Annotated in this window: 12 protein-coding genes and 2 rRNA genes; 13 read left to right on the top strand and 1 reads right to left on the bottom strand. The window is 77.0% G+C overall.

Annotated elements, in window-relative coordinates:
• Positions 1 to 335, top strand: a 23S ribosomal RNA gene (locus tag ACRYM6_RS01020); the annotation flags it as partial.
• A 204-nt stretch (positions 336 to 539) separates the two neighbouring features.
• Positions 540 to 656: ribosomal RNA gene (gene rrf, locus ACRYM6_RS01015) — 5S ribosomal RNA — on the top strand.
• A gap of 130 nt (positions 657 to 786) precedes the next feature.
• Here rrf and ACRYM6_RS01010 read toward each other — a convergent pair.
• Entirely contained in the window at positions 787 to 1,995 is a 1,209-nt protein-coding gene (locus ACRYM6_RS01010; RefSeq protein ID WP_432540518.1) for a DUF1015 family protein, read from the bottom strand.
• A gap of 84 nt (positions 1,996 to 2,079) precedes the next feature.
• On the opposite strand from ACRYM6_RS01010, the gene ACRYM6_RS01005 reads away from it, so the two are divergent.
• The 11 genes from ACRYM6_RS01005 to ACRYM6_RS00955 all read left to right on the top strand — a co-directional run bounded on the left by ACRYM6_RS01005 (position 2,080) and on the right by ACRYM6_RS00955 (position 13,238).
• Positions 2,080 to 2,490 carry a tetratricopeptide repeat protein gene (locus ACRYM6_RS01005; RefSeq protein ID WP_432540517.1) on the top strand — a complete coding sequence of 137 codons (411 nt, stop codon included), beginning with the start codon at positions 2,080 to 2,082 and terminating at the stop codon, positions 2,488 to 2,490.
• Positions 2,487 to 3,557: an HAD-IIA family hydrolase gene (locus ACRYM6_RS01000; protein ID WP_432540516.1), complete on the top strand. Its 1,071-nt coding sequence runs from the start codon at positions 2,487 to 2,489 to the stop codon at positions 3,555 to 3,557. Before ACRYM6_RS01005 ends, ACRYM6_RS01000 begins: the two co-directional genes overlap by 4 nt.
• A gap of 67 nt (positions 3,558 to 3,624) precedes the next feature.
• Complete coding sequence (locus ACRYM6_RS00995) at positions 3,625 to 3,837, top strand: hypothetical protein (protein ID WP_432540515.1); 213 nt, start codon at positions 3,625 to 3,627, stop codon at positions 3,835 to 3,837.
• A 1-nt stretch (position 3,838) separates the two neighbouring features.
• Complete coding sequence (locus ACRYM6_RS00990) at positions 3,839 to 4,651, top strand: TlyA family RNA methyltransferase (RefSeq protein ID WP_432540514.1); 813 nt, start codon at positions 3,839 to 3,841, stop codon at positions 4,649 to 4,651.
• The gene (locus ACRYM6_RS00985) at positions 4,648 to 5,580 is read left to right on the top strand and encodes an NAD kinase (protein ID WP_432540513.1); all 933 of its coding nucleotides are present in this window, start codon (positions 4,648 to 4,650) and stop codon (positions 5,578 to 5,580) included. Before ACRYM6_RS00990 ends, ACRYM6_RS00985 begins: the two co-directional genes overlap by 4 nt.
• Before the next feature lie 14 nt (positions 5,581 to 5,594).
• Entirely contained in the window at positions 5,595 to 7,412 is a 1,818-nt protein-coding gene (recN, locus tag ACRYM6_RS00980; RefSeq protein WP_432540527.1) for a DNA repair protein RecN, read from the top strand.
• A 14-nt stretch (positions 7,413 to 7,426) separates the two neighbouring features.
• Positions 7,427 to 8,647 (top strand): putative cytokinetic ring protein SteA, encoded by a 1,221-nt coding sequence (gene steA, locus ACRYM6_RS00975; RefSeq protein WP_432540512.1) that lies wholly within the window; start codon positions 7,427 to 7,429, stop codon positions 8,645 to 8,647.
• Positions 8,648 to 8,699: 52 nt separating this feature from the next.
• Positions 8,700 to 9,722 carry a copper transporter gene (locus ACRYM6_RS00970; RefSeq protein WP_432540511.1) on the top strand — a complete coding sequence of 341 codons (1,023 nt, stop codon included), beginning with the start codon at positions 8,700 to 8,702 and terminating at the stop codon, positions 9,720 to 9,722.
• The gene (locus ACRYM6_RS00965) at positions 9,719 to 10,561 is read left to right on the top strand and encodes a hypothetical protein (protein ID WP_432540510.1); all 843 of its coding nucleotides are present in this window, start codon (positions 9,719 to 9,721) and stop codon (positions 10,559 to 10,561) included. The genes ACRYM6_RS00970 and ACRYM6_RS00965 overlap by 4 nt, the downstream gene beginning before the upstream one ends.
• A gap of 17 nt (positions 10,562 to 10,578) precedes the next feature.
• Positions 10,579 to 12,174, top strand: a complete 1,596-nt coding sequence (gene murJ / locus ACRYM6_RS00960) for a murein biosynthesis integral membrane protein MurJ (protein ID WP_432540509.1) — start codon at positions 10,579 to 10,581, stop codon at positions 12,172 to 12,174.
• 14 nt (positions 12,175 to 12,188) lie between these two features.
• The gene (locus tag ACRYM6_RS00955; RefSeq protein WP_432540508.1) at positions 12,189 to 13,238 is read left to right on the top strand and encodes a glycosyltransferase family 4 protein; all 1,050 of its coding nucleotides are present in this window, start codon (positions 12,189 to 12,191) and stop codon (positions 13,236 to 13,238) included.
• Positions 13,239 to 13,256: the final 18 nt, after the last annotated feature.

The raw sequence follows: 13,256 nt of genomic DNA, 5'->3' as shown, positions 1-13,256 counted from the left end.
ACGCGAGCTGGGTTTAGAACGTCGTGAGACAGTTCGGTCCCTATCCGCTGCGCGCGTTGGAAACTTGAGAAGGGCTGTCCCTAGTACGAGAGGACCGGGACGGACGAACCTCTGGTGTGCCAGTTGTTCTGCCAAGGGCATGGCTGGTTGGCTACGTTCGGAAGGGATAACCGCTGAAGGCATCTAAGCGGGAAGCCTGCTTCGAGATGAGGTTTCCGTGCCCCGTGAGGGGTGGGAGGCTCCCTGGAGATGACGGGGTTGATAGGCCGGGTGTGGAAGCAACGACTAGCGAGTTGTGGAGCTGACCGGTACTAATAGGCCGATCACTTGTCTACCACGCACCAGTCACCACCAGCTTGCTGGCTGGGAGATGGGTGTGGGAGTGCAACGAGTACGAACGAGTGTGAACGAGTGAAGACACTTCACTGCTGTGAGTGTTCGCGTCCATTGTGTGGTTCTCGGGAGAGAACCCGCGCCGCCGTCGTCTGCGCCTTCGGGTGGCAGGGGGTGGGTGGTGTGTTCGATCCTGGCCTGTGTGGTCCGGTGGTCATAGCGGTGGGGAAACGCCCGGTCTCATTCCGAACCCGGAAGCTAAGCCCACCAGCGCCGATGGTACTGCCCGGGAGACTGGGTGGGAGAGTAGGTCACCGCCGGCCACTCACTCTTGCAGTGAGAAAAGAGAAGGGGAGATCCCTCTTGCGTGCGTGAGCGCGCAGGACGGGGTCTCCCCTTCTCTGCGTCTGCCTACGGTCCAGACGACCCCGGCGTCCTCGCGGTCCAGCGCCCTCAACGCAGCCTCAGCACCGTGCCTGCAAGAGGCTTCGGGCGGAACGACGTCGTCTTGCGGCCCATCACGTGACCGTCCTGAACCGCTTGCAGCAGGGCGGAGAACGACGGCCGTGGGAGGAGCACCGCCGCTCCGGGATCCACCGACGTCCAGACGCCGTCGAGGTCGTACTGGTAGCGCACCGCTTCGGATGCGGTACCACCCGCGCGGATGATCGCGTCGACCCACGCGCCGCTGCCGAGGGCTCGACCGGACCCGTTGAGCGCCCCTTCGACGACGACGGCGCGGCTGGGCAGCAGGACCAGGGCCTGGTCACCGCCCAGGCCGTCGGTGATCCGACGGGCTGCCTCGAGGCTGGTCACCGTCACTCCTCGCCGTCGGGGAGCGTGCTCGACGACCTCCTGAGCGGCGACCGCGGGCAGCACCCGGTGCAGGGGCTGCAGGTCCACCGGCTCCAGGCGCTGGTCCACGACGGCCACGAGAAGACCTGCGGGACGCTCGGTCCGCCGGGCGATGCGCTGGACCGCGGCGAACCGGTGGTGCCCGTCAGCGATGAGGAAGCGGTGGTGGGCCGAGGCGGCCGTCAGGGCCTGCACCGTCGCGGCGTCGCGCAGGCGCCAGACCTCCAGTCCCGGGGCCCCGTCGTCGTGCGGGGTGGTGCCCACGAGCCGGCCCAGCTCCTCCGGACGCGTCCACGGGACCGGCCAGGGGGCGTCGTCGACGAGCAGCACGGGTTCGGAGTCGACCCCGGTGGCGTCCAGGCGCTGCACGCGTGCGGCCACGGCCTGGTCGAACACGTCCTCGTGGGGGTGCACCCGCTGGTCGTCCGCGGTCACGGCGAGGCAGGCGAGCAGGAAGTGCTGCGTGCGCCCGTCCCGTCGCTGCCGCACGACGTAGAACGACGACGGGTCCTGGACGAGCACCCCGGTGTCCAGCCACCGGTGCACCTCCGGCCCGGCGCCCGCGCCGTACTCGGGTCGTTCCAGGTGCGTGACCACGTAGGGGGACGACGCCAGGAAGGCCGCCCGGTGCGACCGGTCGAGCTCGGTGTGCGGGGGCGCCACCAGCGAGGACAGGGGGCCGGCGACGGCCGGGTCGTACCGCAGGCCGGGGAAGGGCTCCAGCAGCGGCCCCGGCGGCGGTGGAGCGAGCACGGCGCCGTCGCGCACGTCGACGGAGGCGCGCGCCCCCGTGCGTGCAGCCTCCACCCGTCGCATCCTACGGTCGGGGTCCGCGGCGTCCACGTGACCGGGTGCCGCTCGACCCCCGATCGCACCGGAGGAGGACCGTCCGTGTCAGGAGCCGTCGGCAAGCCGGCCGGGGGACCGTACGAGTGGCTGCAGCGGGGACTCGCGCTGCTCGAGACGGGCGAGGCCGCCGCCGCCGCCACGTTGCTGGCTCGGGCGCACGCCGAGGAGCCGGCCTCGACCGGGGTCCTCGAGGCCCTCGCCCGGGCCCGGTACGACGCCGGCGACGTGGCCGGGGCGGCGGAGGCCTTCCGGGCCCTCGCCTCCGCCCGTCCCGCCGACGACTACGCTCACTTCGGGCTGGGGCTCAGCCTCAGCCGTCTCGGTCAGTTCGGCCTCGCCGCCGAGCACCTGGCCATGGCGCACGCGATGCGCCCGGACAGGCCCGAGTACGCCGACCGCCTGCGACAGGTCCGCGCCACCATCCGGGCGCGGCAGAGCCCGGAGAACCCGTGAGCACGCCGACCACCGCCACCCTGCTCCCGTCCTCCGGGACGCTGCTCGACGAGCACGACGTCCTCCTGCTCGACCTCGACGGCGTCGTCTACGTCGGTGCCGACGCGGTCCCGCACGCCCCGGCGGCGCTGCGCCGGGCCGTCGAGGCCGGTCACCGCCTCGGGTTCATCACCAACAACGCCTCCCGCCCGCCCGAGACCGTCGCCGCGCACCTGCGGGACCTGACCGTCCCCGCCGCCGACGAGGACGTCGTGAACTCGGCGCAGGCCGCCGCCGACCACCTCGCCCTGCGGTTCCCCGCCGGGTCGCCGATCCTCCTGGTCGGCACCACGGGCCTGCGGGTGGCGCTGGAGCAGGTGGGGCTGCGTCCCACCGAGGACCGGCACGAAGCCGTCGCCGTCGTCCAGGGGTTCTCCCCGGACCTGGGGTGGCGGCAGCTGGCCGAGGCGACCCACGCCGTCCGCTCGGGCCTGCCCTGGGTGGCGACCAACCTGGACGCGACGGTGCCGACCCCGGGCGGCCCGGCGCCCGGCAACGGCCTGCTGGTCGACCTCGTGGCGCGTGCCGCGGGCCGCGCGCCCGACGTCGTCTGCGGCAAGCCCGAGCGCGCGCTGTTCGACGCGGCGGTGCAGCGGCTCGGGGCCGAGCGCGCGGTCGTCGTGGGTGACCGCCTCGACACCGACCTGCAGGGCGCGCGGACGGCCGGGCTGCGCGGTCTCCTCGTGCTCACCGGGGTCACCGGGGTCCGGGAGCTGCTCGCGGCGCAGCCGCACGAACGGCCCACCTACGTGGGACAGGACCTCCGCTCGCTCGAGGACGCCCACCCCGAGGTGGTGGTCGAGCTCGCCGACGGGACCGCGACGGCCTCGTGCCGGCGGGCCCGGGTGAGCGCCGGCCCGTCGGGGCTCGACGTGCGCGCCGAGGAGACCGGCCCGGACGGGCTGGACGTCCTGCGCGCGGCCACCGCCGCCGTCTGGGGCGTGCGCGACGCCGGGACCCCGTGGGGGGCCGAGGTCGTCACCGCGGCGGTCACCGTCGTGGAGGGGGCGTTGCGGACGTCCGCCTGAGAGGCCGGACGCGCGGTTGTGGACGGTCTACCGGGCGATGTCCGCGACGGCTTGTAGCGTGACGCCCGTGACCGTTCCCGAGGGCCCGTCGACCCCCGTGCCCGTGCCGCCGCGCGCACCGGCGCCCACGCCCGAGCCGACCGGTGAGCCGGACCGGGTGCTCGACGACGCGCTCGCACGCCTCGACGGGCTCGACGCCCTGGGCGTCCACGAGCACGTCGAGGCCTACGCCGCCGTCGACCGCGCGCTGCGCGAGCGACTGGCCGGCGCGGAGGGCTGACGTGGGCGCACGCCGACTGCGGCTGGACGCCGAGCTGGTGCGCCGCGGGCTGGCGCGCTCGCGCGAGCACGCCGGTCAGCTCGTGACCGCGGGGCGGGTGCGGGTCGCCGGGGCGACGGCCGCCAAGCCCGCGACCCAGGTCGACCTGGCCGCCGCGATCGTCGTCGAGGACTCCGGGGAGCAGGACGAGTACGTCTCGCGCGGAGCGCACAAGCTCGTCGGCGCCCTGGACGCCTTCGGCGTCGACGTGACCGGTCGTCGCTGCCTGGACGCCGGGGCCAGCACGGGCGGGTTCACCGACGTCCTGCTGCGCCGCGGCGCCGGCCACGTCGTGGCGGTCGACGTCGGGTACGGGCAGATCGCGTGGTCGCTGCGCACCGACGACCGGGTCACCGTGCTGGAACGCACGAACGTCCGGACCCTGGAGCCCGAGGCGGTCGCCCCCGCACCCTCCCTCGTGGTCGCCGACCTCTCCTTCATCTCCCTGGGCCTCGTGCTGCCGGCGCTGGTGCGCTGCGTCGCGCCCGACGCCGAGCACGTCCTGATGGTCAAGCCCCAGTTCGAGGTCGGCCGCGAGGCGCTCGGCGCCGGCGGGGTGGTCCGCAGCTCCGAGCTGCGGGCCGAGGCCGTGCGGGGGGTCGCCGCCGCGGCCGCCGCCCTCGGCCTGGGGGTCCGGGGCGTCGCGGCGAGCCCGCTGCCCGGGCCCAGCGGGAACGTCGAGTACTTCCTGCACCTGGCCGCCGGCGCGCCGGGGCTGGAGGAGGGCGACCTCGCCCGGGCCATCGCCGAGGGCCCGCAGGCGGGGCTCGCGTGAGCGGCGCCGGGGGCGCGCCGTCCGCCCGCAGCGTCCTGGTCCTCGCCCACACCGGCCGCCCGCAGGCGCTCAGCGCCCTGACGAAGGTGGTGCACCGCTTCCACGAGGCGGGGATCCGCACCGTCATGACCCGCGAGGAGGCCGCCGCCCTCAGCGTGGCCGACCGCGCCCTCGTCGAGGAGTGCGAGCTCGAGGGCGCCCTCGACGGCGCGGAGATGGTCATCGTCCTGGGCGGGGACGGGACGATCCTGCGCGCGGCCGAGCTCGTCCGCGGCACCGACACCCCGCTGCTGGGGGTGAACCTCGGGCACGTCGGGTTCCTCGCCGAGGCCGAGCGGGAGGAGATCGTGGGCACCGTGGCCCGCGTCGTGGCCGGCGACTACCGCGTCGAGGAGCGCATGACCCTCGACGTGCGGGTCAGCGTCGAGGGCCGCGTCGTCGCCTCCTCGTGGGCGGTCAACGAGGTGTCGGTCGAGAAGGCCAACCGCGAGCGGCTGCTCGAGCTCGTCGTCGACGTCGACGGCCGGCCGCTGAGCACCTTCGGCGGTGACGGCGTCATCGCCGCCACGCCGACCGGGTCGACGGCCTACGCGTTCTCCGCGGGCGGTCCCGTGGTCTGGCCCGAGGTGGAGGCCCTGCTCGTGGTGCCGATCAGCGCCCACGCCCTGTTCGCCCGTCCGCTGGTGATCGCCCCGACCTCGGTCGTCGGGGTCGAGGTCCTGTCCGGGACCGGTGGGGGAGGCGTCCTGTGGTGCGACGGGCGCCGCACCTTCGCCGCCCCCGCCGGAGCGCGCGTGGAGGTGCGCCGCTCGGCCCTGAGCGTGCGGCTGGCCCGACTGAGCACCGGCGTCTTCACCGACCGCCTCGTCGCCAAGTTCGGCCTCCCGGTGGTCGGCTGGCGCGGGCCGCGCTCGACGGACGGGGGCTGACCGTGATCGAGGAGATGCGCATCCGCTCGCTCGGCGTCATCCGCGACGCCCGGCTGCCCCTGGGCCCGGGGCTGACCGTCATCACCGGTGAGACCGGTGCGGGCAAGACGATGGTCGTCACCGGGCTCGGGCTGCTCATGGGCGAGCGCGCCGACGCCGGGGCCGTCCGCGCCGGGGAGGACAGCGCCGTCGTGGAGGGCCGTCTCCAGGTCGCCGACGACGGCCCCGTCGCGGCCCGCACCCGCGAGGCCGGGGGCGAGGTCGACCACGGCGAGCTGCTTATCGCCCGCACGCTGTCGGCCACCGGCCGCAGCCGGGCGCACGTCGGCGGCCGCAGCGCCCCCGTCGGGGTGCTCGCCGAGATCTCCGAGCACCTCATCGCCGTGCACGGCCAGACCGACCAGCTCCGGCTGCGGTCGGGCACCCAGCAGCTGCGCGTCCTCGACGCCTTCGCCGGGGCCGGGCTGACCGACGACCTCGCCACCTACCAGCGCCTCCACGCCCGCTGGCGCGCGGTCGGCGCCGAGCACGACCACGTCGCGGCGCACACCGTCGAACGGGCCCGCGAGGCCGAGCTGCTGCGCCTGGGCCTGGAGGAGGTCGAACGGGTGGACCCCCAGCCGGGGGAGGACGGCGCGCTGCGGGAGGAGGCCGAGCGCCTCGCCCACGTCGAGGTCCTGCGCGCCGCCGCCGCGACCGCCCACGAGGCCTTCAGCGGTGAGGGCGCCGACGGGGTTCCCGAGGGCGGCGCGGACAGCCGGGTCGACGCCGCCCGCCGGGCCCTGGAGCAGGCCGGGGACCACGACCCGGCGCTGGCGGCCCTCGCCGCCCGGGCGCAGGAGATCTCCTACCTCCTGGCCGACCTCGCGACCGACGTCGCCGCCTACGCGCAGTCCCTGGACGCCGACCCCCTGCGGCTGGAGGTCGTCCAGGAGCGGCGGGCCCAGCTGGGCGCCCTCGTCCGCCGGTACGCCGCCGACCCGTCCGAGGGGGTCGCCGGGGTGCTCGCCTGGACCCAGGACGCCTCCCGGCGCCTGCTCGACCTCGACGACGACGGCCGGCTGGAGGCGCTGGCGAAGGAGCGCGACGAGCTCGAGGCGGAGCTGCGCGCGCTCGCGGGCCGGCTGAGCGCCGTGCGCCGCTCGGCCGCGGCCGACCTCGAGGAGCGGGTCGCGACCGAGCTGGTGGCCCTGGCGATGCCCAGCGCGCGCCTGCAGGTCGCGGTGCGCACCGGGCAGGACCTCGGGCCGGCCGGCTGCGACGGCGTCGAGCTGCTGCTGGCGGCGCACTCCGGCGCCGCGCCGCGGCCGCTGTCCCGCGGGGCCTCCGGCGGTGAGCTGTCCCGCGTCATGCTCGCCCTGGAGGTCGTCCTGGCGGGCGCCGACCCGGTGCCCACCATGGTCTTCGACGAGGTCGACGCGGGGGTCGGTGGGCGCGCCGCGGTGGAGATCGGCCGGCGCCTGGCGCGGCTGGCCCGCAGCACCCAGGTCGTCGTCGTCACCCACCTCGCCCAGGTCGCCGCGTTCGCCGACGCGCACCTGACCGTGGTTAAGACCGACGACGGCAGCGTCACCGAGTCCGGGGTCGTCCGGCTCGACGACGACGGCCGGGTCGCGGAGCTGGCGCGCATGCTCTCGGGCCGGGGTTCGGGCACCGAACGCGCCCACGCCGAGGAGCTCCTGCGCTCCAGCCGTGCCGAAGCGGTGCAGGACGAGCCCACCGGGCGGCCCACCCGCGCGCGCGGCAGCAGGGGCGCGCGGTCGGGCGGCCCGCGCGTGGGACGATCGGGGGCGTCCCCGGGCACGGGCGGGGGACGACGGGCACAGGGGTGAGGGGGAACGGACCGGTGGCGAGACGTCGGCGGGGGCACGGTGCCGGCGCGTCGGGAGCGGCGGCCGGTTCGGCCACCGACGCCGACGGGGCCCGCGGCACCGTCCGCGTGGACCGCCGGACCAAGCGCCTGACCAAGCGGCTGCGCCCCGGCGACATCGCCGTCATCGACCACCTCGACCTCGACCGGGTGTCGGCCGAGGCGCTCGTCGCCTGCGCCCCGGCCGCCGTCGTGAACGCCTCGCGCAGCACCTCCGGCCGCTACCCCAACCTGGGCCCCGGCATCCTCGTCGAGGCGGGCATCCCCGTCCTCGACGACGTCGGTGCCGACGTCATGACCGAGCTGTCCGAGGGGGCGACCGGCACCCTCACCGAGGACACCCTGCTCGTCGACCAGCGCGTCGCGGCCCGCGGCCGCCGCCTCAGCGCCGACGTCGTCGCCGCCGACATGGAGACCGCCCGCGCCGGGCTGTCCCTGCAGCTGGAGGCCTTCGCGGCCAACACCATGGAGTACCTGCGCCGCGAGCGCGAGCTCCTGCTCGACGGGGTCGGGGTCCCCGACATCCGCACCGACCTCGACGGCCGGCACGTCCTCATCGTGGTCCGCGGGTACCACTACAAGGAGGACCTCGTCACGTTGCGGCCCTACATCCGCGAGTACAAGCCGGTCCTCATCGGCGTCGACGGCGGCGCGGACGCGATCCTCGAGGCCGGGTACAAGCCGCAGCTGATCGTCGGGGACATGGACTCGGTGTCCGACAGCGCGTTGCGCTGCGGCGCGGAGGTCGTCGTGCACGCCTACCGGGACGGGCGCGCACCCGGCCTGGAGCGGGTGCGCTCGCTGGGCATCGACGCCGTCGTCTTCCCCGCGACCGGCACCAGCGAGGACGTCGCGATGCTGCTGGCCGACGACAAGGGCGCCACCCTCATCGCCGCAGTCGGCACGCACGTCACCCTGGTGGAGTTCCTCGACAAGGGCCGCGCCGGGATGGCCAGCACGTTCCTCACCCGGTTGCGGGTGGGCGGCAAGCTCGTCGACGCCAAGGGCGTCTCGCGGCTCTACCGCTCCCGGGTCTCCGACGCGCAGGTCCTCGTCCTCGTCCTGGCCGGGGTCCTGGCCCTCGTGGCGGCGCTGCTCGTGACCCCCACCGGGCAGGCGATCCTCGCGGTGACCGGCGCGCGGCTGGAGGACGCCTGGGCCTGGGTCGCGGGGCTGTGGCCGGGGCAGGGCCCGTGACCGGGCCCGGCCACCCCCGCACCCGCACCAGCCCCGACCGACAGGACACGCAGTGATCGACTTCCGGTACCACGTGGTCTCGCTGGTGTCGGTGTTCCTCGCCCTCGCGGTCGGCATCGTGCTCGGCGCGGGCCCGCTCAACGAGGGCATCTCCACCGGCATCACCGACCAGGTCAGGCAGCTGACCGAGGAGAAGAACACCCTGCGCACCGAGCGGGACGACGCGCTGCGCACCGCCGAGCAGCAGGACGCCTGGGCGCAGGCCGTCGCCCCGGCCCTGGTGGCCCGCCAGCTCGGCGGCCGCAGCGTCGCCATCGTCGAGCTGCCCGGCGCCGACTCCAGCCAGGTCGACGCCACCGTCGACGTCCTGGAGGCCGCGGGAGCCTCGGTGTCCTCGCGGGTCACGGTGCAGGACAAGTGGTTCGACGCGTCCTCGACCGCGGTGGCCGACCGTCGCGCGACGGCGGCGGGCCTGTCCGGGCAGCCCGCGCCGACCCCGACCGACGACGGCGGCACCGACGGCAGCACCGACGGCGCCTCCGACGGCACCGGCACCGCCGGGGTCGACGCGCTGCTGGCCACCGAGCTCGCCCGGTCGCTGGTCAGCACCGAGCTCGCGCAGGCCGGTCCGCCCGACCAGGCCGCGCAGACGGCGCTGAGCACCCTGGTGGACGCCGGGCTCGTGGAGGTGAGCGGCGGGGCCGACTCCGCCGCGGCCCGCGGCACCCTGGCCCTCCTCGTCGGCGGGGCGGCCGACACCGACGCCACCAGCGCCGCGCAGGAGTCGACCGCCGACGCCCTGACCGCGCTGGCCCGCGAGCTCGACGCGGCCAGCGCCGGCGCGGTGCTCGCCGGTCCCGTCGAGGCCGCCGCCGACGGCGGTCCCGTCGCGGTCCTGCGCGCCGACGGGGACCTGAGCGCCGCCGTCAGCAGCGTCGACGACCTCGACTCCCCGATCGGGCAGGTCAACGTCGTCCTGGCCCTGCGCCAGCAGCTGTCCGGCGGCGCGGGGCAGTACGGCACGTCCGACTCGGCCACGGCCGTCAGCCCGCCGCTGCCGGCGGCCGCGCCGTGAGCCCGCTGCTGCGCACCGCCGCCGCCGCCGCCGCGGCGCGCGGGGCGGGCCGGCGGGCCGGGGAGCTGCTGCGGCGGCGACCGCCCGGCGGCGCCGCGCGCTGGGACCGCACGAACCACGCCGGGCGGACCGTGACGCTCCTGGAGGGGCCGACGGCCGCGCTCGCCGTCACCACCGGGACCCTCGCCGCGACCTCGCCCTGGGGGGCCGCCGGGGCGCTCGCCGCGGTGGGCGCCGCCGGCTTCGGCGCCCTCGACGACCTCACCGAACGCGCCGGCGACCGGGCCGGTGGCGCCCGCGGGCTGGCCGGTCACCTCGCCGCGCTGCGCCGCGGCCGGCTGACGACCGGCGCCTGGAAGGTCCTGGGCATCGGGGTCACCGGCCTGGTGGCCGCCGCCGTGGCCGAACGTCCCCGCACGCCGGTCGCCGTCGCCGACACCGTGCTCGGCGGCGCGCTCGTCGCGGGCTCGGCGAACCTGCTCAACCTCTTCGACCTGCGGCCGGGACGGGCCGCGAAGGTCGCCGCCGTCGCCGCCCTGTCGCTGTGCCCGGGGCGGGCCGCCGGCCCCGCCCGTCCCCTGGCCGGGGCCGTCGCGGGCGCCTGCACCGCCGTCCTGGCCGACGACCTCGCCGGTCGCAGCATGCTCGGCGACACCGGCGCCAACGCGCTGGGCGCCGTGCTCGGCGTCGCCGCCCTGGCCCGCTGGCGCCGTCCGGGCCGGGTCGCGGCCCTGGCCGTCGTCGTCGGGCTCACCCTGGCCTCGGAGAAGGTGAGCTTCAGCCGGGTCATCGAGGCGCAGCCGCTGCTGCGCGAGCTCGACCGGCTCGGGCGCCCGTGACGGCACGGACCCGGTCCGTGGCGGCCGCCGCGGCGTCCGTCGCGATCCTCACGGTCTTCGCCCGTCTCGCCGGGTTCGGCCGGGTCCTCGCCTTCAGCCAGACCGTCGGCGAGACGTGCCTGGGCACCGCCTACACGACCGCCAACCTCGTCCCGAACGTCCTGTTCGAGGTCGTCGCCGGGGGAGCGCTGGCCGGGGTCCTGGTGCCGCTGCTGTCCTCCCGGCTGGCCTCGGCCGACCCCGCCGACCGGGCCGCCGCCTCCCGCACCGCCTCGGCCGCGCTCACCTGGAGCGTGCTGGTCCTCCTGGTCGTCGCCGCGCTCACGGCGGCCCTGGCCCGGCCGGTCATGGCGCTGCTGCTGCAGGACGGGGCCTCCGGCGGCTGCGGGGACTCCCTGCTGAGCACCGGGACGGTCATGCTGTGGGTGTTCCTGCCCCAGGTCCCGCTCTACGCGGTCGCCGTGGTCTTCGCCGGGGTGCTGCAGGCGCAGCAGCGGTTCACCGCCCCGGCCGCCGCCCCCCTCGTCTCCAGCCTCGTCGTCGGCGCCAGCTACCTCCTCGTCGGCGCGCTCGTCCCGGCGGCCGTCGTGCGCGCCGGGCTCGCCGACGTCCCCGCGGCGGGGGTGGCCGTGCTGGCCGGCGGCACCACCCTGGGCGTCCTGGCGATGGCGCTGACCCAGGTGTCGGCGCTGCGCGGGCCCGTCCGCTGGCGCCCCGCGCTGCGCCCGGCCCCCGGTGACGGTCCCCGGCTGCGGACGCTGGCGCTGTCCGGCCTGGCCGTCCTGCTGGCCCAGCAGGTCGTCACGGTCGCGGTCGCCGTCGTGTCCAACGACGCCGGCGAGGGTGCGCTGAACCGGTGGAACTACGCCTGGACGTTGTTCCTGCTGCCGTACGCCGTCCTCGCCGTCCCCGTCGCGACCGCCGTCTTCCCCCGCCTGGCCCGGGCCGCCGACGCCGGCCGCGCCGAGCTGGCCGGCCTGCTGGCGCCCTCGGTGCGGGTGGTGCTGCTGGTCAGCTCCCTGGGGGCGGCCGCGCTGGCCGCCGTGGCCGTCCCGGTGGCCGTCGTCTTCGTCGGCGGGGCCGTCGGGTCCGGCCGCACGGGCGACCTCTCCCTCGCGCTGGTCCTGTTCGCCCCCGCCCTGCTCGGCTACGGCCTCGTCGCCCTGCTGACCCGGGCGCTGTACACCCTCGGCGCCGGCCGCAGCGCCGCCACCGGGGCGGTCGCCGGCTGGGCGGTGGTCCTCGCCGGCCTGGTCGCGCTGCCGCCGCTGCTGCCCGACGACCGCGTCGTGGCGGCCCTCGCGCTGGCCCACACCCTCGGCCTGAGCACCGCCGGGGCGCTGCTGCTGCGGTCGGTGCACCGCGCGGTGCCGGGGGCGCTGCGGGGCGTGGGCCGCACCCTGGCCGCGGGGCTGCTGTGCGCGGCCGCCGGCGGCGCCGTCGGGGTCGCGCTCACCGCCCGGTGGCACCTCGGGCACCCCGTGGCGGCCGTCGGGCAGGGCGTCCTGGCCGCCGTCGTCGCCACCGTCGTCTGGGTCGGCGTGGCCCGGCTGAGCGCCCCCCGCGAGCTGACGGCGCTCGCGGGCAACCTCCGGCGGGTCGTCCGCCGGTGAACCCGGGAGGCACCGTGGGACCGGTCGTGTTCGTGCTCGGCAGCAGCGCCGGCGGGGTCGGGCGGCACGTCGCGGCGCTGTGCGCCGGGCTGCGCGCCGACGGCACCGACGTGCGCGTGGCCGCCCCCACGCAGACGTTGCGGCGCTTCGCCTTCGGCGTCCCCGCGACCGCCGTGGAGATCGGCGCCAGCATCGACCCCGTCCGCGACCTGCGGGCCGCGCGGGACCTGCGCCGGGCGGTCCGCGCGGCGCCGGGGGCGCTCGTGCACGCCCACGGCGTCCGCGCCGGCTTCGTGGCGGCGCTCGCGCTGGGCCGCCGCACCCCGTTCGTGGTGACGCTGCACAACGCCGTCCTCGGCTCGGGGCCGCGGGCGCGGCTGGGCGCGGCGGTGCTGGGCGTGGTGTGCCGCCGCGCCGACGTCGTCCTGGCCGTCTCCGGGGACCTGCTCGCCCGGGCCCGCCGGGCCGGCGCGGGCGTCGCCGACCGGGCCCTGGTCCCGGCGCCGCCGCTGCCGGCCGGGGACGCCGCCCGGGGCCGGGCCGTCCTGGGCGCGGGGCCCGTCGCGCTGGCCGTGGCGCGGCTGGCGCCGCAGAAGGGCCTGGGGACGCTGTTGGAGGCCGCGGGCCGCAGCGGTGTCCCGGTCGCCGTGGCCGGGGACGGCCCGCTGCGCGCGCAGCTGGCCGCGACGATCCGCGCGCAGGGCCTGCCGGTGCGGCTGCTGGGGCGCCGCGACGACGTCGCGGACCTGCTGGCCGCCGCCGACGTCGCCGTGAGCGCGAGCGTCTGGGAGGGCCAGCCCGTCTTCGTCCAGGAGGCCCTGCGGGCCGGGGTGCCGCTGGTGGCGACCGACGCCGGGGGGACCCGCGAGGTGACCGGCGAGGCCGCCGTCCTGGTGCCGGTGGGCGACGCGGCGGGCCTGGCCGGCGCCCTGCGGCGCCTGGCCGGGGACCCGGCGGAGCGGGCGGTGCGGGCCCAGCGCTCGGCCCAGCGCGCCGCGGAGCTGCCCACCGGGGAGGCCGCGCTGGAGCAGGTCCGGCGGGTCCACCGCGCCGCGCGCGGCTGAACCGGTCGTCGCGGTGTC

Source organism: Kineococcus rugosus (assembly GCF_050871975.1).
Taxonomy (GTDB): Bacteria; Actinomycetota; Actinomycetes; order Actinomycetales; family Kineococcaceae; genus Kineococcus.
Note: the sequence above shows the minus strand (reverse complement) of the source record. Positions and strands in the feature narration are given on the sequence as shown.

What these genes read in the sequence shown, in the direction of transcription:
- recN (WP_432540527.1), top strand. Translation starts at nt 5,595, where the DNA reads ATGCGCATCCGCTCGCTCGGCGTCATCCGCGACGCCCGGCTGCCCCTG.